At 75.5% G+C, this 24,781-nt stretch carries 16 protein-coding genes; 3 read left to right on the plus strand and 13 right to left on the minus strand.

All coding sequences use genetic code 11. The features are described 5' to 3' along the window. Positions 1-63 precede the first annotated feature (63 nt). Complete coding sequence (locus ACFCLZ_RS15775; protein ID WP_344345785.1) at positions 64-321, plus strand: mycoredoxin; 258 nt, start codon at positions 64-66, stop codon at positions 319-321. A 70-nt stretch (positions 322-391) separates the two neighbouring features. Here ACFCLZ_RS15775 and ACFCLZ_RS15780 read toward each other — a convergent pair whose 3' ends face one another. The 6 genes from ACFCLZ_RS15780 to ACFCLZ_RS15805 all read right to left on the minus strand — a co-directional run bounded on the left by ACFCLZ_RS15780 (position 392) and on the right by ACFCLZ_RS15805 (position 8,506). Then, positions 392-1,246, minus strand: a complete 855-nt coding sequence (locus ACFCLZ_RS15780) for a GntR family transcriptional regulator (RefSeq protein ID WP_380285521.1) — start codon at positions 1,244-1,246, stop codon at positions 392-394. A gap of 219 nt (positions 1,247-1,465) precedes the next feature. Next, entirely contained in the window at positions 1,466-2,416 is a 951-nt protein-coding gene (gene nudC, locus ACFCLZ_RS15785) for an NAD(+) diphosphatase (protein ID WP_380285522.1), read from the minus strand. A 106-nt stretch (positions 2,417-2,522) separates the two neighbouring features. Continuing rightward, positions 2,523-3,935 (minus strand): dipeptidase, encoded by a 1,413-nt coding sequence (locus ACFCLZ_RS15790; RefSeq protein WP_380285523.1) that lies wholly within the window; start codon positions 3,933-3,935, stop codon positions 2,523-2,525. Positions 3,936-4,071: 136 nt separating this feature from the next. Then, the gene (locus ACFCLZ_RS15795; protein ID WP_380285524.1) at positions 4,072-6,954 is read right to left on the minus strand and encodes an FtsX-like permease family protein; all 2,883 of its coding nucleotides are present in this window, start codon (positions 6,952-6,954) and stop codon (positions 4,072-4,074) included. After that, a complete protein-coding gene (locus tag ACFCLZ_RS15800; protein WP_380285525.1) occupies positions 6,951-7,724 on the minus strand; it encodes an ABC transporter ATP-binding protein in 774 nt (257 codons plus the stop codon). Before ACFCLZ_RS15800 ends, ACFCLZ_RS15795 begins: the two co-directional genes overlap by 4 nt. A 146-nt stretch (positions 7,725-7,870) precedes the next feature. Next, entirely contained in the window at positions 7,871-8,506 is a 636-nt protein-coding gene (locus ACFCLZ_RS15805) for a PadR family transcriptional regulator (protein WP_380285526.1), read from the minus strand. A 105-nt stretch (positions 8,507-8,611) separates the two neighbouring features. On the opposite strand from ACFCLZ_RS15805, the gene ACFCLZ_RS15810 reads away from it, so the two are divergent. After that, on the plus strand, positions 8,612-9,583 hold the full coding sequence (locus ACFCLZ_RS15810) for an endonuclease/exonuclease/phosphatase family protein (protein ID WP_380285527.1): 972 nt from the start codon (positions 8,612-8,614) through the stop codon (positions 9,581-9,583). A 10-nt stretch (positions 9,584-9,593) separates the two neighbouring features. Here ACFCLZ_RS15810 and ACFCLZ_RS15815 read toward each other — a convergent pair whose 3' ends face one another. From ACFCLZ_RS15815 to ACFCLZ_RS15830, 4 genes are all read right to left on the minus strand, one after another. Beyond that, positions 9,594-10,859, minus strand: a complete 1,266-nt coding sequence (locus ACFCLZ_RS15815) for a PP2C family protein-serine/threonine phosphatase (protein WP_380285528.1) — start codon at positions 10,857-10,859, stop codon at positions 9,594-9,596. A 190-nt stretch (positions 10,860-11,049) separates the two neighbouring features. Then, positions 11,050-14,289, minus strand: a complete 3,240-nt coding sequence (locus ACFCLZ_RS15820; protein WP_380285529.1) for a UvrD-helicase domain-containing protein — start codon at positions 14,287-14,289, stop codon at positions 11,050-11,052. Positions 14,290-14,387: 98 nt separating this feature from the next. Beyond that, on the minus strand, positions 14,388-17,882 hold the full coding sequence (locus ACFCLZ_RS15825; RefSeq protein WP_380285530.1) for an ATP-dependent helicase: 3,495 nt from the start codon (positions 17,880-17,882) through the stop codon (positions 14,388-14,390). A 39-nt stretch (positions 17,883-17,921) separates the two neighbouring features. Next, positions 17,922-18,278 carry an MGMT family protein gene (locus ACFCLZ_RS15830; RefSeq protein WP_380285531.1) on the minus strand — a complete coding sequence of 119 codons (357 nt, stop codon included), beginning with the start codon at positions 18,276-18,278 and terminating at the stop codon, positions 17,922-17,924. A 134-nt stretch (positions 18,279-18,412) separates the two neighbouring features. Here ACFCLZ_RS15830 and ACFCLZ_RS15835 point away from each other — a divergent pair, with 134 nt between their 5' ends. Then, positions 18,413-21,196, plus strand: a complete 2,784-nt coding sequence (locus ACFCLZ_RS15835; protein WP_380285532.1) for a flippase-like domain-containing protein — start codon at positions 18,413-18,415, stop codon at positions 21,194-21,196. Between the two features lie 54 nt (positions 21,197-21,250). Here the strand turns inward: ACFCLZ_RS15835 and moeZ are convergent, their stop codons facing one another. The 3 genes from moeZ to ACFCLZ_RS15850 form a co-directional block, all read right to left on the minus strand. Further along, positions 21,251-22,429 (minus strand): adenylyltransferase/sulfurtransferase MoeZ, encoded by a 1,179-nt coding sequence (gene moeZ / locus ACFCLZ_RS15840; RefSeq protein WP_380285533.1) that lies wholly within the window; start codon positions 22,427-22,429, stop codon positions 21,251-21,253. Between the two features lie 251 nt (positions 22,430-22,680). Further along, the gene (locus tag ACFCLZ_RS15845) at positions 22,681-23,682 is read right to left on the minus strand and encodes an NAD-dependent epimerase/dehydratase family protein (RefSeq protein WP_380285534.1); all 1,002 of its coding nucleotides are present in this window, start codon (positions 23,680-23,682) and stop codon (positions 22,681-22,683) included. A gap of 124 nt (positions 23,683-23,806) precedes the next feature. Next, positions 23,807-24,775 (minus strand): hypothetical protein, encoded by a 969-nt coding sequence (locus ACFCLZ_RS15850; protein WP_380285535.1) that lies wholly within the window; start codon positions 24,773-24,775, stop codon positions 23,807-23,809. Positions 24,776-24,781: the final 6 nt, after the last annotated feature.

Here is a 24,781-nt window from a genome sequence, read left to right on the forward strand (position 1 = left end):
AGCCGCGTGACGCGCGCGGCGCCCCCAGTTTCAGGCCCTCCCCGATCCGAAGGAGTCCCCTCGATGTCCGGCAGCGTGACGATGTACAGCACGACCTGGTGCGGCTACTGCAACCGGCTCAAGAGCCAGCTGCAGCGCGAGGGCATCGGCTACACCGAGATCAACATCGAGGAGGACCCGGCGTCGGCGGCCTTCGTCGAGTCGGTGAACAACGGCAACCAGACCGTTCCGACCGTGCTGGTGAAGCCGGCCGGCGGCGGCGAGCAGGTCGTGATGACCAACCCGAGCCTGCTGCAGGTGAAGAAGGCCCTGGCGGCCTGACGCCGGACGTTCGGCACATCGACGCCCGGCGCCCCCCGCGGCGCCGGGCCGGTGCGCCCGCCCACCGCGGCTACGGCGCGTCGGCCCGGGCCGGGTCGACGGGCGCGGCGGGCGCGGGCAGCGAGGCCCGGACCCCGAGGTCGCCGACGCCGTAGACCAGCCGGCTGCGGTCGGCGGAGTAGCGGGTCTCGATGACCCGGACGGGCCCGCGCCGGTCGTAGGTGACCCGGGTCTGGACCACCAGCGGCACCCCGGGCCCGCCCTGGAACCACTGGGCCTCCTCAGGCCCGGGCATCCGGGCGACCAGGTGGTCGACGGCGCCGACCTCGGTGCGGCCGAGGGCGGCGAGCACCGCCTCGTCGCCGCCGTCGATCTGGTCGGGCTCCATCAGCGGGGTGCCGGCGGCGAGGCCGGCCCGGTAGTGGCTCTCCTCGATGGAGTACGGCTCGCGGTCGAGCATGCGCAGCTGGCGGCGGACGACGATGGCCTCGCCGGGGCGCAGTCCGAGCCGTTCGGCGATGTCGACGCGGGCCCGGACGATCATCATCTCGAAGTCGACGGTGAGTTCGCGCCCGCTCTCGGCGGCCTCGCCGCGGTAGACGGCGCTGGGTACGGCCAGGCAGTCGTCGGGGGCGGCGTCCTGCGGGTCGAGGCGGGGGGCGGGCCCGTAGGCGCGGTGGTCGAGCACGGGGTGCTCGCGCAGGTAGGTGCCCTTGCCCTGGAGGCGGACCAGCCGGCCTTCGTTGACGAGGACGTCGACGGCGAGGCGGACGGTGTTGCGGGCGACGCCGTACTGGCGTTCCAGTTCGCTCTCGACCGGGAGGGCGGCCGCGGCGGTGAACTCGCCCTCGGCGATCCGGCGGCGCAGGTCGGCGGCGAGGCGCTGGTATTTGGGGGATTGGGCGGTGCCCCGGGGGATTGTCACCCGAGTGAATGTAGCGAGACGGGTGAGGGGCTTTCAGGCGTTTGCGGCAAAGTCGACCGGGATCGGTGACTCCGCTCGACGGGGGCCCGGGCCCCGTACTGGACATGGCCGCTCCGGTTACGAACATCCTGGGGAGACGGATTCGAAAAGGAAATTGGGGGCGCGCAGATCAACTCCGCACGCCCCCAATCCGTGGAACACCCCGGGAAGCGCCGGGAATTACCAGCGGGCCGCCGACGGCAGCGGCTCGCCGTACCAGACCTCGACCAGGTGCCGGGCGATCGAGATCCCGGACGGCGGCAGGATCTCCCCCGCCGCCATGCCCGCCCGCAGCTCCTCCCGGGAGAACCAGCGCGCCTCCGCCAGCTCCTCGCCGTCCACCGTGATCGTGGTGCCCTCCGGGTGCGCCCGGCCCAGGAAGCCCAGCATCAGGCTGGACGGGAAGGGCCACGGCTGGCTGGCCACGTAGGAGACATCGGCGACCCGCACCCCGGCCTCCTCCCCCACCTCGCGCACCACCGCCTGCTCGATCGACTCCCCCGGCTCGACGAAGCCGGCCAGCGTCGACCAGCGGCCCTCCGGCCACAGCGCCTGGCGGCCGAGCAGGCAGCGGTCCTGCTCGTCGGTGATCAGCATGATCACCGCCGGGTCGGTGCGCGGGTAGTGCTCGGCCGCGCAGGAGGTGCAGCGCCGCACGTGCCCGGCACCGGCCTTCTCGGTCGGGTGGCCGCAGCGCGAGCAGAAGCTGTGCAGCCGGTGCCAGTGCTCCAGCGCGACGGCGTGCACCAGCAGCCCCGCGTCCCGGTCCGAGAGCAGCGCCCCGACCTCGCGCAGCCCGGCCGGGCGGGCGTCGCCGTCCAGCCGGCCCGGCAGGCTCTCGCCGGCCAGCGCGAAGTAGGAGACGCCGTCCTCGTCGGTGCCGAGGAAGTACCGGTCACCGGTCTGCGGCGCCTCGAAGGAGGGCAGCAGGACCAGTTCGGTCCCCTGCCCGGTGTCCACCACGAACGCCTCGCCGCCGGCGATCGGCAGCACCTTGGTGGACGGGTGGCTCCACGCGGCCGCCAGCCAGGGCTCGTCGAACCGGTGCTGGGCCGCCCGGTCCACCCCGGCTCGGGCCAGCGCCAGGTGCAGCGGGTGTTCGGTCTCAGGCACGGTGTTCAACTCTTCCATCCCCACGTGATGAGTCTTCCGGACGGTTCGGGTCCCACGTTCGGGTCGGCGCGGACGGCCGGATCGGGGCGCGCCCGCCACCGGTCCGCCCGCGCCCGCCCGCGGTTCACGCGCGCTCGCCGCCCGGCCGCCAGTTCTCGGCCAGGTCGGCCCACAGGTAGGCGGCGGTCTCGACGCCCTTGGCCAGCAGGTCCAGCTCGACCTTCTCGTCCACCGAGTGCCAGCCGTCCGAGGGCACCGAGATGCCGAGGAACAGCACCGGCGCGCCGAGCACGTCCTGCAGGTCGGCGGCCGGGCCGGAACCGCCCTCACGGGTGAACAGGATCTTCTGCTCGAAGGCCCGGCCCATCGCCCGGACGGTGGACTGCAGCGCCGGGTGGTCGAGCGGGGTCAGGCAGGGGCGGGTCGCGCCCGGGAAGACCAGCTCGTACCGGATGCCCTCGGGCACCCGGTCGGCCACCCAGGCGCGGACGGCCTCGCGGACCTTCTCCACCTCCTGCCCGGCGACCAGCCGGAAGGACAGCTTCAGGTGGGCCGAGGCGGGCACGATGGTCTTGCCGCCGGGGCCGGTGTAGCCGCCCCAGATGCCGTTGACCTCGGCGGTCGGGCGGGCCCAGATCCGCTCCAGGGTGGAGTAGCCGGCCTCGCCGCGGGTGCCGTACGACTTGGCGGTCCGCAGCCAGGACGCCTCGTCGAAGGGCAGCTCGGCGAAGAGCGCGCGCTCGCGGTCGGTCAGTTCGACCACGCCGTCGTAGAAGCCGGGGACGGCGACCCTGTGGTCGGCGTCGTGCAGGCCCGCGGCCAGCTCGGCGGCGACGGCGGCCGGGTTGGGCACGGCGCCGCCGAAGGAGCCGGAGTGGATGTCGGTGTCCGGCCCGTACAGGTCGATCTGGGCGTCGGCCAGGCCCCGCATGCCGGTGCAGACGGTCGGCGTGGTCTCGGACCACATGCCGGTGTCCGAGATGATCACGACGTCGGCGGCCAGCCGGCCGGCCTCGCGGCGGACCAGGTCGGCGAAGTGCGGGGAGCCGGACTCCTCCTCGCCCTCGACCAGCAGCTTGAGGTTGACGGCCGGCGCGGTGCGGCCGGTGGCGGCCAGGTGGGCGCGCACGCCGAGGGTGTGGAAGAACACCTGGCCCTTGTCGTCGGCGGCGCCCCGGGCGTACAGCCGGTTGCCGACCACGGTCGGCTCGAACGGCTCGGTCGCCCAGCCGTCCTCCCGGGCGGCCGGCTGCACGTCGTGGTGGCCGTAGACGAGAACGGTCGGCGCGTCCGGGTCCCCGGAGGGCCACTCGGCGAAGACCGCCGGCAGGCCGTCCGTCTCCCAGACCTCGGCCACCGGGAAGCCGGTGTCGCGCAGCTTGGCGGCCAGCCACTCGGCGGAGCGCCGGACGTCCCCGGCGCGGCCGGGGTCGGCGGACACCGAGGGGATGCGGAGCCAGTCCGCGAGGTCCGCGAGGAAGGCGGGCCGGTGCTGGTCGATGAAGGAGCGGACGACACTGTCCGGAGTTCTCGTCATACGGACGACTGTAGTTCGCCCGGACGCCCGCCCATGGCCCCGGTCCCGAAGGGTGGGCACCGCAGGGCCTGTTACGTCCGTCACCCCGGACGCGCGCGGGCGTCCGGGGTGACCGGGGCGGGACGGCGCGAGCGGCTCAGCCGGTACGGCGCAGCAGCGAGATCCGCGAGCGGGTGAGCAGCGCGGCCAGCGCCACCGCGAGCAGCGGCAGCAGGATCACGGTGCCCCCGATGTTGAGCCAGGGGAACACCACGATGCCCTTGGCCGCCTGTTCCTGGAGGCTCATCCCGGGGTAGGCCTCGGCGGCTGCCTCCACCTTGCGCAGCGCGATCGCGGGCACGATTCCGGCGACGGTGCCGAGCACGGCCCCCATGGCGGCGATGACGCCGCATTGGAAGCCGGACAGGGTGCGCCGGATCCGGGGCGCGGCGCCGACCGCCGCGAGGGTGGTCAGGTCGCGCTGGGAGTCGGCGGCGGCGAGGCCGGTGGCGATGCCGGCGGCGCCGAGGGCGACCAGCCCGGCGAACACGGTCAGGCCCAGGGTGATGAGATCGCCCGGGGACTGGTAGCCGCGTTCGATGTCGAACTGGATGCCGTCGGAGAGCTTGGCGAGCTCGGCGCGGGCCTTCTGCTCCGCGGCGTCGGCGGTCGGGCCGTCGGGCCGCCACACCGAGCCGACGTCGCGGGTGGTGAGGCCGAGGCGCTGCGCGGTGTCGGGGTTGAGCACCACCTGGGCGGTGCCGCCCAGGGGGGAGACGGCGAGATGGGCGTCGACGGTGACCGGGTGGATGACCGGTTCGGCCTCCGGGGTGTTCTCGTTCCTCGGCTCGGTGAGCTCCAGGATGGCCTTGCCGTCCTTGATGTAGCGCTCGTCGAAGACGACGGCCTTGCCGGCCGCGAGGGCCTGGACGGCCGCCTGGTCGGTGACGTCGTAGAGGTTGCGCAGCAGGGCGCCGTCGCCGGCCTGGACCATCCCGAAGGGGCTGCCGCGGGAGATGCGGTCCTCCCGGCAGCGCGGGTCCTCACGGGCGAGCCGCTCGCGTTCCTCCTGGCCGACCTCCATGCTGTGGCGGCCCCAGGCGGGGCAGCGGCGCTCCTCGGGCATGACGAGCGTGGCCCAGCCGCAGAGGCCGTTGCGGCTGACCATGCAGTCGCCCTGGTAGTTGACGCGCTGGACGTCGGCGCGGCTGCCCAGCCCGGGGACGGTGTTCTGCACGGCGCCGCGCATCTGCGGGAGCAGCGAGCCGTCGGAGCCGGCGCCCCAGCCGGCGGAGAGGATGACGGAGTGGTCGGGGCCGGAGGCGATGTACTGGCGGCGCTGCTCCTCGTCGGCGCTGACGGTGTAGACGCCGACGGCCACGGACCCGGCGACGGCGGCCATGACGGCGGCGACGGCGGGGGCGGTGCGGCCGCGGTGGCGCACCGAGTCGCGCAGCGCGAGGCGGGGGCCGAGCGGCAGCCAGCGGCCGAGCCGGCCGAAGAGGCCGACCAGGTAGGGGGCGAGGGCGACCATGCCGAGTTCGGCGATGGCCGAGCCGCCGAGGACGCTGAGGGAGCGGCCGCCGAAGTCGCCGGTGGCGCCGAGCAGGGCGAGGGCGGAGCCGCCGCCGAGCATCAGCAGGCCGAGCAGGGCGAGCCGCCGGCTGGGCGGCTTGAGGGTGTCGCGGCCGGTGAGGGCGGCGACGACGTCCTGCCGGGAGGCCTGGACGGCGGGCACGACGGCGGCCAGCAGGCCGGTGACGAGGCCGATCAGGGCGATGCCGAGCAGGTCGAGCGGCTGGAGGTCGAAGTGGCCGAAGCGTTCGCCGGAGAACTCCTCGGCCCGGGTGCGCAGCAGCGCGACCAGGCCGATGCCGAGGGCGAGGCCGACGGCGGCGCCGGTGAGGCCGAGGACGACGCCGCCGCCGAGGACGACGGCGCGCACCTGGGCGCGGTCGCCGCCGCCGGCGGCGAGCAGGCCGAGCTGGCGGCGGGAGCGGCGGGCGCCGACGGCGAAGGCCGGGCCGGCGAGCAGGACGATCTCCAGCAGGGCCATGCCCATGACGGTGCCGAGGATGACGACGGAGGTCCGGTCGAGGAACGGGGTGGGGCTGCTACTGCCCCGGCTGTCCTGGTCGACGTAGAACGGCACCTCGGAGCGGGGCGGCGGGTCGAGGATCACGGCGCGGGAGGCGACGAGGAAGCCGTACTTGTTGAGCTCCACGACCTTGGGCCAGTCGAGGGTGGTCCCGGCCGGGAGCTTGACGAGCCAGCGGTTGACCTCCTCGCTGACGGAGGTGCGTCCGCGCGGGCCGGGGTCGGCGCCGGGCAGCTTGGCGAGCGGGTCGATCAGGGCGCCGGGGCGGGCGAACAGCCCGGCGCCGCGCAGGTCGCCGGGGTGCTCGGCGACGCCGGTGATGGTGTACGGGGTGGCTTCGAGGCCGCGCGGGGAGGTGCGGTCGCCGATCCTCAGCCCGGAGCTGTCGAGGAAGGCCTGGGTGACGGCGACCTCGTGGTCGGCGCTGGGGGCCCGGCCCTTGACCACGTCGTAGCGGCCGTGCCAGACCGGGTCGGCGAGGTCGAGTTCGGTGACCCGGACGTTGGCGAGGCCCTCGGCGGTGCTGGTGGTGATGTAGGGGCCTTCGCGCAGCGGCACGAGGGTGGCGCCGGGCAGCAGCTGCCCGGCGAGGTCGGCGGGCGCGGTGTCGAGGCCGCGCTGCTGCTCGGGGGTGAGGACGGGCTTGCCGTTCTCCTTCTTCGTCTCGTCGACGGTGGCGATCCTGCGGTCCACGTCGGGGTCGGGGGTCTGCAGGACGATGGCGCCGCGGTCGAGGATCTCCAGGGAGGCGGCGGCCTGGCCCATGGTGCGCTCGATCTTCTCGGCGGGGTCGAGTTCGGCGCTGCGGAAGAACACGTCGGCGCCGGTGACGCCGAGGACGGGCAGGGCGACCATGGCGACGACGAGGGCGCTGCGGCCCTTGGCGCGCAGGGCGTCGCGGCGGGCGATGCGCAGGGCGACCCGCCAGGAACCGAGCTTCACTCCCCCACCGGGCCCTTCGCGTTGGCGGCGGCGGCGACGAGCAGGCTGCCGGCGTCCTGGCTGGCGCTCTCGTCGACCATCCGGCCGTCGCGCAGGAAGACGACGCGGTCGGCCCAGGCGGCGTGCCGGGGCTCGTGGGTCACCATCATGGCGGCGGCGCCGGTGTCGCAGCGGGCGCGCAGCACGGCGAGGACGGCCTCGCCGGTGGTGGAGTCGAGGGCGCCGGTGGGTTCGTCGGCGAGGACGAGGCGGCGGTCGCCGATGAGCGCGCGGGCGATGGCGACGCGCTGCTGCTGGCCGCCGGACATGTCGTCGGGGAAGCGGTCGGCGAGTTCGGGGATGCCGAGTTCCTCCAGGGCCGCGAGGGCCTCGCGGCGGGCGGCGCGGGTGGACAGGCCGTCGAGTTCGCGCGGCAGCGAGATGTTCTCGGCGGCGGTGAGGGCCGGGATGAGGTTGTAGTCCTGGAAGACGTAGCCGACGGAGCGGCGGCGGACCTCGGCGAGCCGCTTGCGGCTGAGTCCGCCGAGGGAGACGCCCTCCACCAGGACCTGGCCGGTGCTGGGCGTGTCGAGGCCGCCGGCGAGGGTCAGCAGGGTGGATTTGCCGGAGCCGGAGGGGCCCATGACGGCAACGAACTCGCCGGGGTGGACCTTGAGGTCGACGCCGCGCAGCGCCTGGACCTCGGCGGCGCCCTGTCCGTGGACCCGGGTGACGTTGTCCAGGTGCAGAACGGCGGTGGCGCCGTTCGTGCTCGGACCGGTGTGGGACACGTTTCCCCCTGCTGTGGTGGGGCCCGTCGCGCGAGGGCGCGTCGCGGGCCGGTGGTTCGCGTGGTTCGGGTGGTTCGTGCGGTTGGCACGGTTCGTGCGGTTCATGCGGTTCGTGCGGTTCGGACGGAGCCGGGCCCCCGGGCGGTTCAGGCCTTGCTGCGGCGGCGCCCGAACCGGCTGGGCGCGGGCGGGCCGTCGTCGGCGCGGGCCTCGGCGGCCCGGGCCTGTTCAACCTCGGCGTGCTGGGCGAGCCGGGTCTCGCAGTGGTCGAGCCAGCGGATCTCGGCCTCGGTCTGGAAGATCAGCTGTTCGAGGACGAGCAGCCAGGCCAGGTCGGAGCCGGGCTCCGCGGCGCCGCCGGGGCGGGCCTCGCCGGCCAGGGCGCGGCCCTTCAGCCGGGTGTAGTCCTGGAGCGCCCTGATGCTGTGCCGGCGCTGGCCCTGGACGACCGCGGGCACGTCGACGCCGGGGACGGTGACGGCCATGGCGAGCTTGATGGCGAGTTCGTCCCGGGGCGGGTTGGTGCGCGGCACCGGGGTGTCGAACCAGGCGCGCAGTTCGGCCCGGCCGGCGTCGGTGGCGGCGTAGAACTGGTGCCCCTCCTCGTCCTCCCCGGCGGGGACGACCAGTCCGTCGCGCTCCAGGCGGGCGAGGGTGGTGTAGACCTGGCCGACGTTGAGCGGCCAGGTGGCGCCGGTGCGCGCCTCGAACTCGGTTCTCAGTTGGTAGCCGTAGCGCGGCCCCTGGTCGAGCAGGGCGAGCAGGCCGTGACGGATGGACATACCGAGTATGTATACCCGGTATGCTCGACGGGTCAAGCCGGGAGGTCCGCCCGGAGGTCCGCCCGGAGGTCCGGCCGTCACCGGCGGCGGGTAACGTCGGGGGGCGTGAGCCAGTTGCGCATCGCCACCTTCAATCTGTTGCACGGTCAGCCGCTCGCGCCCGACGGCGCCCCGCGGCCCTTCCCCGCCGACCCCGGCGGACCGCTCGCGCAGGCGGTGGCCGAGCTGGACGCCGACGTGCTCGCGCTCCAGGAGGTGGACCGCGGCCAGGCCCGCTCCGGCGGCACCGACCAGGCCGCCGTCGCCGCCGCCGCGATGGGCGCGAAGGACTGGCGGTTCGCCGCCGCCCTGCACGGCCGGCCCGCGCCGGTGGCCGGCTGGCTGCCGGAGGCCTCGGCGCCCGCCGGGATCCGGGTGTACGGGCCGGACGAGGTCGGCGACGGCGCCCCGCCCGCGTACGGCACGGCGCTGCTGACGCGGCTGCCGGTGCGGCACTGGCGGGCCCGCCGGTTCGCCGCGGCGCCGTTCGGGCTGCCGCTGCGGGTGGCCGGGCGGCGCGGGCTGACGCCGGTGCCGGACGAGCCCCGGGCGGCGCTGGCGGCCGTCCTGGAGGGCGAGCACGGCCCGTTCACGGTGGTGGCCGCGCACCTGTCGTTCGTGCCGGGCTGGAACATGGCACAGCTGGCGGCGATCCGCCGGTGGATCGCCGACCTGCCGCAGCCGTACCTGGTGCTGGGGGACTTCAACCTGGTGGGCGCGGTGCCGCGCACGGTGCTGGGCGGGGCGAGCGCGCTGGAGCGGTCGGCGCCGCGGGCGCGGGTGCGGGAGCTGCGGGCGGCCCGCCGGGCCCGGCCGGCGCTGGTGGAGCCGCGCCGGCGGCGGGTGCGGGAGCCGCGGGCGCGGCTGCAGGGCTGGTCGGACCTGGTCCGCACGCCGACCTACCCGTCGCACCGCCCGGCCGTGCAGTTCGACCACGTGCTGGCGGTGGGGGTGCCGCGCTCCGCGGTGGGGGCGGCGTCCGCCCCGCGCGCGGGGGTGTCGGACCACCGGCCGCTGGTGGTGCGGGTGTCGCTGTAGGAGGGGCCGGTCACTGCCGGGACAGGTGCCCGTTCTGCTGGGGGACGTGCGGGGCGGTCGGGGCGGGCGGGGTGAGCGGGCGGGCAGGATCGGCGGGGGCGGCCGCCGCGGCGGCGGCCTGCGGGCGGTCGGCGGCCGGGGGCGGCTCGTACTGGAGGAGCAGCATGGCGGCGTCGTCGCCGAGTTGGCGCCCGACGTGGCGCACCACGTCCTCGTGCAGCCGGCGCAGCACGTCGACGGGGCCGCCGCCGTGGGCGCAGCGCGGAAGGCGTTCGGCGAGCGGGTAGAAGGCGCCGGCCCGGTCGCGGGCCTCGATGACGCCGTCGGTGAAGAGCAGGACGCGGTCGCCGGGGTGCAGCGGGACGCGGTGGACCGGGGGGCGGACGTCGGCGGGGTCGAGGACGCCGAGCGGGGGCACCGTCTCGGCGAGTTCGAGCGGGCGGGCGGCCTCGGTGCCGCGCAGCAGCAGCGGGGCGGGGTGGCCGCAGTTGACGATCTCGGCGGTGCCGTCGTGGCCCACGCCGATGAGGACGAGGGTGACGAACTCCTCCTCGACGCCGGGGTGGTCGTTCTCGTCCAGGGCGCGGTCGAGGCTGTCGGCGAGCCAGCCGGCGACCTTGTCGAGGGCGGCCTCCTGGTGGGCGGCCTCGCGGAAGGCGCCGAGCACGGCGGCGGCGGTCTCGACGGCGCCCAGGCCCTTGCCGCGCACGTCGCCGACGACGGCGCGCACGCCGTGCCGGGTGTTGACGACCTCGTAGAGGTCGCCGCCGATGCGGGCGTGGGCGGCGGCGGCGGCGTAGTGGACGGCGGCGCGGACGGTGCCGACGCGGTCGGGTACGGGGCGCAGCAGGACGCGCCGGGCGATCGAGGCGACGAGCTGGGCGTCGGCGAGCAGCCGCTCCTGGCGCAGCCTCAGGGTGGCGCTGACCCAGCCGATCGCGGCGACGAGGACGATGGCGAAGACGGTGGCGCTGTGCACGGACTCGCCGAGCACGTCGTTGCGGAAGGCCATCAGGAAGGCGGCGGCCTCGGTGCAGGCGCCGATGGCGAGGGGGTACCAGGTGCGTCGGCTGACCACGGCGGCCAGCGCGGGGACGGCGGTGAGCGCCGGTTCGACGGTCACCGCGGCGTCGGTGAAGTAGTCGAGGACGACGACCAGCACCATGCCGATGAACGGCAGCGACAGTGCCGTCCTCGGCCAGGTGCCGGTCTCGCCGGGTGCGGCCCCCGGGGTCGGCCCGGCGAACCGTTCTCTGATCCATCCGGTCGCGCTCAACTTCGGTTCTCCAGCAGAAGACGCCGATGCCCAGGGGCACCTGCGGTGATGACTGAGGGTTGGGGAATGCGGGCCTCGCTGGCGGCCGGAGCACGGGGGTTGACCGGTTACCGACCCCACAATATGCGCGAAACGTGCACTACGCACAGGTTTCGCCCGATGCCGTGATGACTTGAATGCTCTCCGTGACTCATTCTTCACTGTTCCCGATCAGGAGCCGTTCCAACTCTTTTCGGCCGGGAAGTCCTGCGGGTTGTTCGATCCGGCCGCTGCGGACGTACAGGAACGAGGCCGTGACCTGCTCCGGCGGAACGCCCGCCTGTTCGGCCCAGGCCAGTCGGTAGACGGCGAGTTGGAGCGGATCGGCGGTCTCCTCGCGGTGCGTCTTCCAGTCCACCACTTCGTAGCGTGACGCGCCGCCCATTTCTGACCCGTCGTCACTCCCACGATAGACCGCGTCGATCCGGCCGCGCACCACCCGCCCCGCCAGCACCAGCTGGAACGGCGCCTCGACGCGCAGCGGCTCGCGGTGCGCGTAGGGGGTGCGCAGGAAGGCCTCCTTGAGGCGTTCGAGGTCCTGCTCGTCCTCGATGCCGTCGTCGTCGGCGCCGGGCAGCGCGCCCGGCCCGATCAGCATCAGCGGTTCGATCCGGGACTGCACCCAGGCGTGGAAGCGGGTGCCGCGCCGGGCGGCGGGCTGCGGCGGGCGGGGCATCGGGCGGGCGAGGTCGTGGGCGAAGCCGTCCGGGTCGGCCGCCAGGCGCATCAGCTGGGTGGCGGAGAGCGAGGCGGGCAGCGGCACCTGCCGCACCCGGGTGCGGGAGCGCTCCAACTCGCCGACCAGCGCGGTCAGGTCGCGGTCCCAGGACTCCACGAGCCGGCGGTCCTCGGGGGCCATCGGCTCGGGCTCGGGGGCGGGCGCCCCGGCCAGCCGGCGGTGCACGACCTCGGCGACCCGGCGGCGGGCCCGCTGGGCGGCCGGGTCCAGCGGCAGCGGCCAGGGGCGTTCGACGGGCGCGGCGAGCGCCGGGTTCTCCGCTCCCTCGGCGGGCGGCTCGGCCCAGGCGGCGACCTCGCCGTCGCCGGGCCGCTCGGCGTGCCCGCGCAGCTGCTCCAGGAAGGCCGACGGGCCGCGCGGGGACTTCTGGCTGGGCCCCCACCAGTGGCCGGAGGCGAGCAGCAGGGCGCGCGGGCGGGTGAAGGCGACGTAGCCCAGGCGCAGCTCCTCGGTGGCGGAGTGCTCGGCGAGGGCGGCCTTGAACTCCTTCATCGCCTTGGCGTTCCAGCCGCCGCGCACATCGGGCAGGGTGGCGGCGTCGCCGCGCAGGGCGTGCGGCAGGACGCGCTTGGTGCTGGTCCAGCGCTCGCGCGGGGAGGAGGACGGGAAGGCGCCCTTGACCAGGCCGGGGACGGCGACGACGTCCCACTCCAGGCCCTTGGACTTGTGCGCGGTGAGGACCTTGACGGTGTCCTCGCCACCAGGCAGGCCCGCGTCCAGGCCGCGGTCGTGCTCCTGGGCGGCGCGCAGGAAGCCGAGGAAGGCGGCGAGGCCGGGGTCGCCGTCGAGGTCGGCGAAGGAGGCGGCGACGTCGAGGAAGGCGTGCAGGGTCTCCCGGCGGCGGGCGGCCAGCGCCTGCGGGGAGGCGGCGAGTTCGACCTCCAGGCCGGTGACGGCGAGGACCCGGTGCAGCACGTCCATCAGCGGTTCGGCGAGCGAGCGGCGCAGCTCGCGCAGTTCGCGGGCGAGCCGGGCGAAGCGGACCCGGGCCTCGGCGGAGAAGGGCAGCTCGTCGGCCTCCTGCGTGTCCAGGAAGGTCTCCAGGGCGTCGGCGAGCGAGACGACCTCGGTGGGGTCGGTCTCGGCGACGGCGGCGGCCAGCGCCTCGACGCCCTCGGGGCGCGCGGTGCGGACGAGTTCGGCGGCGCGCCGGCCGAGCAGGGCGAGGTCGCGCGGGCCGATCCGCCAGCGCGGGCCGATCAGCAGCCGGACCAGGGCGGCGTTGGCGGTCGGGTCCTGGAGCACCTCGCAGACCGCGACCAGGTCGGCGACCTCGGGCAGGTGGAGCAGCCCGCCGAGGCCGACCACCTCGACCGGCACGTCCCGGGCGACCAGCGCCGCGTGCACGTCGGGGAAGGCCGCGCCGCCCCGGCACAGCACGGCGATCCGGCCGGGGGCGGTGCCGGTGCGCACCAGGTGGTCGATCTCGTCGGCGAGCCAGTCGATCTCCTCGGCGTGGGTGGGCAGCAGCGCGGCCCGCACCAGGCCGTCGGACTCGGCGCCGGGGGCGGGGCGCAGCGCCTCCACGCCCTCGTGCATCGCGCGCAGCGGGGCCGCGAGCTCGTTGGCGAAGGCGAGCAGCCGCCCGCCGCTGCGGCGGTTCTCGCTGAGCGCGTACCGGTCGGCGGGGGCGCCGTCGGCGTTCGGGAAGTGGCGGGGGAACTCGTCGAGGTTGGCGACGGAGGCGCCGCGCCAGCCGTAGATGGCCTGGCAGGGGTCGCCGACGGCGGTGACCGGGTGGCCGGGGGCGGTGCCGTCCGGGCCGGCGCCGAACAGGCCGGCGAGCATCAGCCGCTGGGCGACGGAGGTGTCCTGGTACTCGTCGAGCAGCACCACCCGGTACTGGTCGCGCAGCAGGGCGCCGACCTCGGGGCGCTGCTGGGCGAGGCGGGCGGCGGCGGCGATCTGGTCGCCGAAGTCCATCAGTCCGGCGGCCCTCTTGCGGCGCCGGTAGTCCTCGACGAGGCGCAGCAGTTCCAGCCGGGCGCGGGCGGTGGCGGGCACGGCCCGCAGGTCCTCGTTGCTGAGCCGCACGCCGGCGAGGGTGTCGAGCAGGTCCTCGTCGAAGGCACGCAGGACGGCGGGGTCGACGAGGTGTTCGGCGAGTTCGCCGTCGAGGGCGGTGAGGTCGGCGACCAGGTTGGTGAAGGTGCCGGTGAGGGCGGGGAACGGGCCGCGGGCGGTGCGCAGCACCTTGGCGGCGAGCTGGAAGCGGGTGGCGTCGGCGAGCAGCCGGGTGTCGGGTTCGATGCCGATGCGCAGGCCGTGCTCCTTGAGCAGGCGGCCGGCGAAGGCGTGGTAGGTGGAGATCTCGGGCTCGCCGAGCACCTCGCCGTCGTCGGGGTCGGCGGCACCCCCCCAGCCGTCGGCCCGGGGTGCCCCCAGCCGGTGCAGGGAGGCGCGGACGCGTTCGGCGAGTTCACCGGCGGCCTTGTTGGTGAAGGTGAGGCCGAGGACCTGTTCGGGGCGGACGGCGCCGGAGCCGACCAGCCAGACGACCCGGGCGGCCATCACGGTGGTCTTGCCGGAGCCTGCGCCGGCGACGATGACGGCCGGACGCAGCGGGGCGCCGATGGCGGCCATCTGCTCCCGGTTGAAGGGGATGCCCAGCAGTTCCTTGAGCTGGTCGGGATGGCTGAGCACGGCGGTCACCACGCAACGGTAGCCGGGGGCGCCGACAGCCGGGAGCCGCTGTGGCGACGGCCACGTGCCGCGTCCGCCACACCGGGCCGGGGGTACGTTCCCGGCGGCTACTCGACGAGCTGGGCGCCGTCGCGCTGGGCGGAGCAGCTGCGGCGGAAGGCGCAGCGGTCGCAGCCGCCGCCGGTCTGCGGGACGAACCGCTCGGCGAGGATCCGCCCCGCGGCGTCGGCGAGCAGGTTCTCGATCCACGGCTCGCCCTCGGGCGGGTCCTGGCGCTGCACCTTGGGCGCGTCGGCGACGGCCCTGTCGGGCTTGCGCAGCTGGACGAGCTCGGCGCCGCCGGACTCGGCGGCGGCGGCGTCGAAGCCGGGCAGCCCGTTGAGGGCGCCGGAGCGGACGGCGAGCTGGTAGACGGCGAGCTGCTTGTGCTCGGGCAGGGACCTGTCGGAGGGCGCCTGCTTGCCGGTCTTGAAGTCGACGACGTAGGCGCGGCCGGCCTCGTCCTTCTCGACGCGGTCCATCGAGCCGCGGATGCGCACCTCGACGCCGCCGGCGTCGAGGGTGACGTCGAAGCCGTGCTCGGTGGCGACGACGTCGCGGCCGCGGGCCATCACGTGCCAGGTGAGGAAGCGCTCCAGGGCGGCGCGGGCCTCGGTCTTCTCCTGCTGGGACTTCCACGGCGCGTCGAAGGCCAGCGCGTCCCAGACGGTGTCCAGGCGTTCCATGAGGACGGCGAGGTCGGCGGGGGTGCGGCCGGAGCCGACCTCGTCGGCGAGGGCGTGCACGACGTTGCCGAAGCCCTGTGCGGCGGAGGAGGCGCCGCGGGCCTTGACCTCCTTGTCGAGGAACCACTGCAGCGAGCAGTCCTCCAGCTGTTCCAGGCCGCTGCCGGACAGCCGCACCGGCAGGTCGGCGGAACGCAGCGGGTCGGGGGCGGCGGTGGGGTCCTCCAGGCCCCACCAGGTCTCGGGGCGAGCGGCGGGCACCAGCGGGCGGTCCTCGTCGTCGGTGGCGAGGGCGAGGGTGGCGAGCCGTTCGGCGGCGGCGCGGCGCAGTTCGGGCGAGCGGGCGGGGTCGACGGTGACCGCGCGCAGCTCGGCGACCAGTGCGGGCACGGCGAGCGGGCGGCGCGGGCGGTGGGTGACGTCCTCGACGGTGACCGGCGGGGTGCGGCGCAGGACGCGGCCGGTCCTGGGGTCGACGTCCTCGCGGTAGAGCTCGCGCAGGAAGCGGGACGGCTGGTCGCCGTCGTCGGCGGGGGCCTTGACGGCGGTGACGACGAGCCGGTCCTTGGCGCGGGTGGCGGCGACGTAGAAGAGGCGGCGCTCCTCGGCGAGCAGGGCGGCGGGGGTGAGCGGTTCGGCGAGGCCGTCGCGGCCGATCCGGTCGGCCTCCAGCAGGGAGCCGCGGCGGCGCAGGTCGGGCCACAGGCCGTCCTGGACGCCGGCGACGACGACCAGGCGCCACTCCAGGCCCTTGGCGCGGTGGGCGGTCATCAGCCGGACGGCCTCGGGGCGCACGGTGCGCACGGTGAGGGTGTCGGCGGCGATGTCCTGGGCCTCCAGCTCGGCGAGCAGGTCGAGGGCGCCGCGGTGGCCGGTGACCTGCTCCTCGGCGCGGGCGGCGGTCTCGAACAGGGCGCAGACCGCGTCGAGGTCGCGGCCGGCGGCGCCGCCGCGCAGGGCGGCCCGCTCCAGGCGTTCGCGCCAGCGGCGGGAGCCGTCCCACAGCTGCCAGAGGGCGTCCTCGGCGGTGCAGCCGCCGGCCAGGGACTCGCGGACCTTGCGCAGCAGGGTGGCGAGGTCGTGGGCGCGGCGGGCGTACGGGGCGTCGACGACGACGAGGCGCTCGGGTTCGGCGAGGGCCTCGCGCAGGAGTTCGCCGGCCGGGCGGGGCACCGCGGCCGGGGCGCCGCCGTTCGCGGCCTCGGCGCGCAGGGCGGTGCGCTCCTCCTCGCGCAGGGTGCGGCCGAGGCGGCGCAGGTCGGCGCCGTCGAGGCCGCCGAGCGGGCCGGTGAGCAGGGCGTGGGCGAGGTCGGTGGTGAGCGGGTCGGGCGCCCCCGGGCCCGCGGCGTCCGCACCGTCCCGATCGTCCCCGCCGTCCCCGCCGTCCCCGTCATCCCTGCTGCCCCCGTCGTCCCGGTCGTCCCGCCGGTCGTGGACGGCCTGCTCGGCGCAGACCCGCAGGGCGAGCAGCAGCTGGGCGACGGCCGGCTCCTCGCGCAGCGGCAGGTCGTCGCCGTCGATCTCCAGCGGGACGCCGGCCGCGCCGAGCGCCCGCCGCACGCCGGGGATGGACCGGGCGCCGGCCCGGACCAGGACGGCCATCTCACCCCACGGCACGCCGTCCTCCAGGTGGGCGCGGCGCAGCAGGTCGGCGACCGAGTCCAGCTCGGCGCCGGGCGTCGGGTAGGTGTAGACCTCGACCCGGCCGCCCTCCCGGGCGGGCAGCGGGGTGCGGTGCTGGGCGAGCTTGTCGGCGGGCAGCCGGCCCATCGGCATCCGGCGGGCGAGTTCGCGGGCGGCGGCGAGCAGCACGGCGCCGGAGCGGCGGGAGACCCGCAGCACCTTGACGTCGGCGGGGCGGCCGTCGGTGTGCCGGAAGGTCTGCGGGAACTCCAGGATGCCGTTGATGTCGGCGCCGCGGAACGCGTAGATGGACTGGTCGGGGTCGCCGACGGCGACCAGTTCGCGCCCGCCGCCGGCGAGCCGGTGCAGCAGCCGGACCTGGGCGGGATCGGTGTCCTGGTACTCGTCGACGAAGACGGCGTCGTAGCGCTCGCGCAGGCTCCGCTCGACCTCGGGGCGGTCGGCGAGCAGCACCGCGCGGTGCACCAGCTCCGCGTAGTCGAGGACGCCGCGCAGGTCCAGGACGTCGAGGTAGTCGGCGAGGAAGTGGGCGGCGGCGGCCCAGTCGGGCCGCTGGACGCCCTCGGCGAAGCGGGCCAGCTCGGCCTCGCCGAGGCCGAGCTCCCGGCTGCGGGCGAGCACGGCGCGGACCTCGTCGGCGAAGCCGCGGGTGGTGAGGCAGGCGCGCAGGTCCAGCGGCCAGGCGATCCGGGAGCGGCCGCGCCGGGCGTCCTCGGCGCCGCCGGCGAGCAGTTCGCGGACCATGACGTCCTGCTCGGGGCCGGAGAGCAGGCGCAGCGGCTCGGCGTAGTCGGCCGGGTCCTGGTGGGCGCGGAGCAGGGCGTAGCAGAAGGAGTGGAAGGTGGTGGCCTGCGGGGCGGCGGCGCGGGAGCCGGCGGCGGTGGCGGAGAGCCGGCCGGCCATCCGGTCGCGCAGTTCCATCGCGGCCTTGCGGCTGAAGGTGAGGACGAGGATCCGCTCGGGGTCGGCGCCGCCCTCGATCCGCCGGGCGACCGCCTCGACGAGGGTGGTGGTCTTGCCGGTCCCCGGTCCGGCGAGCACCAGCAGCGGGCCGCCCGCGTGCTCGGCCACGGCGCGCTGGTACGCGTCGAGCTCGGGCGGGGCGGGCGGTACGAGGGGGCTGCGCACCAGACGGTAGGGGGAGGTCACGGACGTCCTGGGGGTCGTACTCGGGCAACTGCGGGCGGGCGCCGAGGGGCCCGCCGTATCGAGCCTACGATCCTGCCCCGTCATTCCCGTCCGCGCACGGGGTTGCGCCGATCCCGGCCCGGCTCACTCCCCGGCGGGCCGGCCGTCCCAGCGGGCGTGCCGCAGGTCGACCCGGGGCGGGTCGGCGAGCTCGCGCAGCGGGGTGCCCTCCTCGCCGTAGTGGGCGAGGGCGCGGTGCTCGTGGCCGGGCAGCAGCCGGCCGTCGGCGCGGATCACCCGCCACCAGGGCACGGCGCCGCCGTACAGGGCCATCACCCGGCCGACCTGCCGGGGGCCGCCCTGGCCGAGGTACTCGGCGACGTCCCCGTAGGTCATCACCCGGCCGGGTGGAATCCGCTCGGTCAGGTCGAGCACCAGTTCGGCGAACGGCGGCAGCTCGTCGGGGCCGGTCTCGTCGGGGGCGTCCGTCACCTGCGGCATTCTTCCGCATCCGGCCGGCCCGCGGGCCCCGGGCCGGCTATCCGCCGCGCCCGATCCGGCCCCTGTCCAGCGCGGGGCGCCGAGGCATGCCACCATCTTCGGGGCGGTGAGTGGTGATACGAGGACAAGACCAGATGACCGGGACGGCTGACGTGGGTGTGGACGAGGGCTCCGACGAGTCCTCCGACAGCATGCCCGCAGGTGGCGGTGGTGACGCCGCCGAGGCGCCACCGGAAGTCTCCCTGATCAAGGACCGGACGATCAAGAGCCCGCAGCCGGCCCGCCCCGCGACCGGGGCCCCCGCCGTCGTACCGAACCAGCCGACCGCGCCCGAGGCGGCGGGGCCCGCGCCGTCCGCGCCCGTGCCGTCCGCGCCCGCCCCGTCCGCGTCGGTCCCGCCGGACGACCCCGGCCCGCGTCCCGGCCACGACCCGCTGGACGACGCCCCGCACCTGGACGTCGACGAACCGCTGCTCGCCGCCCGCGCGCACCGGCCCTCCGACCTCATCCGCTTCCTGGCCGGCGTCTTCGGCATCGTCGCGGTCTTCGTGCTGGCCGGGGTGGCGACCTCCACCACCACCGGCATCGAGATCGACATCGCCGAGAACGCGCCCCGCTTCTCCCCGGTGCTCTCCACCATCACCGGCCTGATCTCCAACGTCGCGGTGCTGGCCGTCCCGCTCGCCTTCGCGGTCGAACGGCTGATCAAGCGCGACGGCCTGCGGGTCGCCGACGGCGTGCTCGCCTCGGTGCTGGCCTACGGCGTCTCGCTGGGCATCGACTGGTGGGTCGCCGAGGGCGCCTCCGAGCACATCCGGGACGCCCTGACCCGCTTCCCGCTGGACTCCGTCGGCACCCTCACCGACCCGGTGCACGGCTACCTCGCCCCGGTGATCGCCTACATGACGGCGGTCGGCATGTCGAGCAGACCCCGGTGGCGGGTCGCCCTGTGGGTGGTGGTCGTGTTCAGCGGCATCACCGAGCTGCTCGGCGGCTACACCACCCCGCTGTCCCTGCTGCTCACCGTCCTGATCGGCTGGTCCGTCGCCTACGGCACCCTCTACACGATCGGCTCGCCGAACATCCGGCCCACCGGCCAGCACCTGATGATCGGCCTGCGCAAGGTCGGCTTCACCCCGGCGAGCGCCCACCGCGCCCCCGACGCCCCCGGCGGCACCCGCCGCTACCTGGTCGCCCAGCAGAGCGGCCCGCCGCTGGACGTCCACATCGTCGACCGCGAGCAGCAGGCCTCCGGCTTCTTCTACCGGGCCTGGCGGCGGCTGCGGCTGCGCTCGGTGGCCGTGCGGCGCAGCCCGCAGTCGCTGCGCCAGGCGCTGGAGCAGGAGGCGCTGATCGCCTACGCGGCCGCCGCCTCCGGGGCCCGCGCCCCGCAGCTGGTCGCCACCTCCGAGCTGGGCCCGGACGCCGCGATCCTGGTCTACGAGAACGTCGAGGGCCGCACCCTGGACGACCTCGCCGACGAGGAGGTCACCGACCAGGTGATGGCCTCGCTGTGGGAGTCGGTCGCCGCCCTGCACGAGCGCCGGATCGCCCACCGCCGGCTGACCGGCGAGTCGCTGCTGGTCGTCGACGAGAAGGCGGCGTGCCTGGTCAACCTCTCCGGCGGCGACATCGCCGCCACCGACCTGACCCTGCGCATCGACGTCGCCCAGCTGCTCACCACCTTCGCGCTGCGGATCGGCCCCGAGCGGACCGTCGCCACCGCCAACGCGGTGCTCGGCGCCGAGCGGGTCGCCCAGGCGCTGCCGCTGCTGCAGCCGGTCGGCATGAGCCGCTCGACCCGCGTCGACCTGAAGAAGGTCACCAAGGAGCGCAAGGCCGCCGCCCGGGCCCGGGCGCTGGAACAGGTCGCCGCGGGCGAGCGCACCCAGCAGCAGGCCGAGGAGGACATCGCGGCCGCCGGCGAGGACCTGCTCAGCCGGATCCGCGCCCAGATCCTGCAGATCGCCCCCGAGGCGCCGATGGAGCCGGCCAAGCTGGAGCGGCTCAAGCCGAAGAGCCTGATCATGGTGATCGCGCTCACCTTCGCCGCCTACCTGACGCTGACCACCGTCAAGCCGGCCCAGCTCAAGCTCTCCCAGATGGACTGGGCGTGGGCGGCGGCGGCGCTGGCCGCGGCCGCGTTCTCCTACGTCGCCGCGTCGATGAGCCTGACCGGCTTCGTCCCGGAGAAGCTGCCGTTCCGCCGCACCGTGGCCGCGCAGCTCGCCGGGTCCTTCGTGAAGCTGGTCGCCCCGGCGGCGATCGGCGGCATCGCGCTGAACACCCGCTACCTGCAGAAGGCGGGCATCCGCTCCGGCCAGGCGGTCGCCTCGGTCGGCGCCTCCCAGCTGGCCGGCCTGGCCGGGCACCTGCTGCTGCTGTTCAGCTTCGGCCTGATCACCGGCAGCCAGACCAACGGCGACCTCTCCGCCTCCCGCGCGGTGATCATCGGTGTGCTGAGCGCCGCCGTGCTGGCCCTGGTGGTCGCGGCGGTCGCCCCGCTGCGGCGGTTCGTGCTGAACCGGCTGCGCTCGCTGTTCTTCGGCGTGGTGCCCCGGATGCTCGACCTGATGCAGACGCCCAGCAAGCTGATCACCGGTTTCGGCGGCATCCTGCTGCTGACGCTCTCCTTCACCGCCTGCCTGGACGCCTCGGTGCGGGCCTTCGGCGGCTCGATCTCCTTCTCGGCGGTCGCCGTGGTCTTCCTGACCGCCAACGCGGCCGGCTCCGCGATCCCCACCCCCGGCGGCATCGGCCCGATCGAGGTCGCGCTGATCAGTGCGCTGACCTTCGCCGACGTGCCGACGTCCGTCGCCACCCCGGCGGTCTTCCTCTACCGGGCGCTCACCTTCTGGCTGCCGGTGCTGCCCGGCTGGATCTCCTACAACGTGCTCCAGCGCAAGGGCGCGCTGTAGGTCGCCGGACATGCGGAAGGGCCCGCCGGAGCGGGCCCTTCCGGACGTCCGGGATCAGTACACCGGCTTGTGCGGCTCGATCTGGTTGACCCAGCCGAGCACGCCGCCGCCCAGGTGGACGGCGTTGGCGAAGCCGGCCGACTTCACCACGGCCAGCACCTCCGCCGAGCGGACGCCCGACTTGCAGTGCAGCACGATCTTCTTGTCCTGCGGCAGCTGCTCCAGCGCGTTGCCCATCAGGAACTCGTTCTTCGGGATCAGCACCGCGCCGGGGATGCTGACGATCTCGTACTCGCCGGGCTCGCGGACGTCGATGAGGAAGATGTCCTCCTCGTCGTCCTGCCACTGCTTGAGCTGCTTGGAGGTGATCGTCGAACCGGCGGCCGCCGCCTGCGCCTCCTCCGACACCGCGCCGCAGAAGGCCTCGTAGTCGATCAGCTCGGTGACGGTCGGGTTCTCGCCGCAGAGCGCGCAGTCCGGGTCCTTGCGGACCTTCACCTGGCGGTAGTTCATCTCCAGGGCGTCGTAGATCATCAGCCGGCCGACCAGCGGGTCGCCGACCCCGGCCAGCAGCTTGATCGCCTCGGTGACCTGGATCGAGCCGATCGACGCGCACAGCACGCCCAGCACGCCGCCCTCGGCGCAGGACGGGACCATGCCCGCCGGCGGCGCCTCCGGGTAGAGGCAGCGGTAGCAGGGGCCGTGCTCGGCCCAGAACACGCTCGCCTGGCCGTCGAAGCGGTAGATCGAACCCCACACGTACGGCTTGCCGAGCAGCACCGCGGCGTCGTTCACCAGGTAGCGGGTGGCGAAGTTGTCGGTGCCGTCCACGATCAGGTCGTAGCCGGAGAAGATCTCCATGACGTTGGAGTTGTCGAGGCGCTCCTCGTGCAGGATCACGTCGACGTAGGGGTTGATCTCCTTGACCGAGTCCCGCGCCGACTCGCCCTTCGAGCGGCCGATGTCCGACTGACCGTGGATGATCTGGCGCTGCAGGTTCGACTCGTCGACCACATCGAACTCGACGATGCCGAGCGTGCCCACCCCGGCCGCCGCCAGGTACATCAGCGCGGGCGAGCCCAGGCCGCCGGCGCCGACGCACAGCACCTTGGCGTTCTTCAGCCGCTTCTGCCCGGCCATGCCCACGTCGGGGATGATCAGGTGGCGGGAGTACCTGCGGACCTCGTCAACGGTGAGCTCGTCGGCCGGCTCGACCAGGGGTGGCAGCGACACGGGGACTCCGATGGTCGTCAGTTCAGGTGGCCAGGGCCAACCTCTAGGGGCATGTGGTTCCGCCACCGAGGTGGCTCTGCTACGCCAACAGTGTCACTCCGCTCCGGTATTCCGAGACAGCTCGTCCGGTGGGCGAGACGGCCCGCGCCGGATGGTGGGACCACGGAGCAGGCCCCGGACGGGCCCCCGCAGGGGCGTCCGAGGCCTGCGCACGGGCCTTCGGGGCCCTGCCGGGACCCGCGGCCGGGAACTCAGACCCGGCAGGCCGTCTCCAGCCAGACGTCGCCCAGCGACTCCTCCAGCGGCACCTGTGTCCGCCAGCCGAGACGGTCCCGGGCGGTGCGCACGTCCGCCTGCCGCCACGGCACCGGCTCGCCCGGGGCCACCCGCCCCTCCCCCGGCCGCGGCTCCGCGGGACGGTGGCCCGGCAGGTGGTGCGCGGGCACGTGGCCCGGCACGTGCTCGACCGGCCCGCCGGCCTGCGCGGGCAGCACCACCTGCCGGTTCTCCTCCAGGATGGTCCCCTCGAAGCCGGACGCCCGGACCAGCAGCTGGGCCGCGTCGCGCGCCCGCACGGCGTGCCCGCTGCCGACGTTGATCACGCCCGTCGCGGCCGACACCGCCGCCGCCTGGATCGCCCGCGCGACATCCCGCACGTCGACGAAATCCCGGTATCCGGACAGGTCCGGCATCCGCACCTGGGACTCCTCGCGCTCCAGCGCCCGCCGCAGGCCCTCCGCCAGCCGCCCGAACAGCGAGGCGGTCGGCGCCCCCGGCCCCACCACGTCGAACACCCGCAGCACCGCCGCGTCCAGCCCCGAGGCCAGCACCAGCTCCGTGCCGGCCAGCTTCGACACCCCGTACGGGCCCACCGGGCGCGGCTCGGCGCTCTCCGACACCGGGACCCCGCCCGGCACCGGCCCGTACTCGGCCGCCGAGCCGACGTGCACCAGCCGGGCGGGCTCGCGGCTGCGCCGGATCCCCTCGCAGACCGTCGCCACGGCGAGCGTGTTGGCCCGGATCAGCGTGCGCGAGCTGCCGTAGGTGGCGCCCGCGCAGTTGATCACCACCTGCGGCGCGACCGCGTCCAGGAACCGGGCCAGCGCGCCCGGACTCCCGGTGGTCAGGTCGAAGCGGATGTCGGCGGAGTCACGCCGGCCGAGCACCGTCACCTGCAACTCCGGATCCACGAGCAGGCGGTCGGTGACCCGACGGCCGATGAAGCCGTCGGCGCCCAGCAGCAGCACCCTCATCGGGGGCGTCCTTCCACGAAGCCAGACCGAGGCACGGCCTGGCGGGTCCGAGTGAACAACGGGAAATCGAGCGGATCGAATGCGGGGGATCGAACGGTCGGCGCACCGGTGTGCGCCCGGAGGGTCACCGGTGCGCCTCGGGACGGCTCAGCACCGGCCACGCGTACGCCAGCAGCGCCAGCGCCGCCGCGCCGCCCGCGAGCGGTGCGGTGAGCGGTGCCGGCGCCGCCGTGCCCGCCGCCCCCGCCAGCGCGCCCAGTGCGGCCGCGCCCGTCCGGCCGCAGCGCGCCAGCAGCGCGGACAGCACCAGCAGCAGCCCGAGCACCCCCTGGGCCGCCCACTGCGCGGGCCCGGCACGCTCGGCCGCCAGGTGCAGCAGGCCGCCGCCGTGGCCCGGCCCCGGGCGCGGCGCGAGGGCGGTCAGCACGGCGAGCGCCGCGAAGCTCAGCACGGCCAGCACCGCCAGGTGCAGCACCAGCGCCACCGGGAGCACCGGCCGCATCCGGGAGCGGAACTCCGCCGGCGTCGCCGCCGCCGCAAGATGCCCCCGGCCGACCTGCCGGAACCACCGGGCCGCCCACTGCGCCGACCCGGCGGACAGCGCCGCCGCCAGCACCAGTGCCGCCGTCACCCGCCGCTCCTGCGGCCCCCCTGCCGCCGCGGCCGACGGCGCCAGCAGCAGCGCGGCCGTCCCCGCCCGCACCGCCACCGCACCCCACCGGCGCGGCCGCCACCGGGCCGCCACCGGTACCAGCGCGAGCGGGACGGCCGCCGCCGCCAGGACCGGGCGGCTCCCGCCAAGGGCGACCGCCGCCGCGCAGGGCAGCACGGCCGACACCGACACCCGCAGCGCCGCACCGGAGCGCCGCTGCCAGCTCTCGGCCGGCCCGGCCGGCTCCACGGCGGGCGGGCGGCGCGGCACCCGGGCGTACAACTCCTCGGCGAGCGAGAACAGGTCCGCGTGCCGGCAGCGGGCCGCGGCCGCCGGGCCCAGCCCGGCCTCCTCCAGCCCGGCGGCGATCTCCAGGGGGTCGACGGCCCGCTCGCAGAGCAGCCGGTGCTCGGCCATCACCGCCCGGACCGGGTCCCCCACCCCCGC

The organism is Kitasatospora purpeofusca, assembly GCF_042691725.1.
GTDB lineage: Bacteria > Actinomycetota > Actinomycetes > Streptomycetales > Streptomycetaceae > Kitasatospora > Kitasatospora purpeofusca_B.

Excerpts from the sequence above, each read along its gene's own strand:
- ACFCLZ_RS15775 (WP_344345785.1), top strand. The coding sequence starts at position 64 with ATGTCCGGCAGCGTGACGATGTACAGCACGACCTGGTGCGGCTACTGC.
- nudC (WP_380285522.1), bottom strand. The coding sequence starts at position 2,416 with ATGGAAGAGTTGAACACCGTGCCTGAGACCGAACACCCGCTGCACCTG.
- ACFCLZ_RS15790 (WP_380285523.1), bottom strand. The coding sequence starts at position 3,935 with ATGACGAGAACTCCGGACAGTGTCGTCCGCTCCTTCATCGACCAGCAC.
- ACFCLZ_RS15805 (WP_380285526.1), bottom strand. The coding sequence starts at position 8,506 with ATGTCCATCCGTCACGGCCTGCTCGCCCTGCTCGACCAGGGGCCGCGC.
- ACFCLZ_RS15825 (WP_380285530.1), bottom strand. The coding sequence starts at position 17,882 with ATGACGGGGCAGGATCGTAGGCTCGATACGGCGGGCCCCTCGGCGCCC.
- ACFCLZ_RS15830 (WP_380285531.1), bottom strand. The coding sequence starts at position 18,278 with ATGCCGCAGGTGACGGACGCCCCCGACGAGACCGGCCCCGACGAGCTG.
- ACFCLZ_RS15835 (WP_380285532.1), top strand. The coding sequence starts at position 18,413 with ATGACCGGGACGGCTGACGTGGGTGTGGACGAGGGCTCCGACGAGTCC.
- ACFCLZ_RS15845 (WP_380285534.1), bottom strand. The coding sequence starts at position 23,682 with ATGAGGGTGCTGCTGCTGGGCGCCGACGGCTTCATCGGCCGTCGGGTC.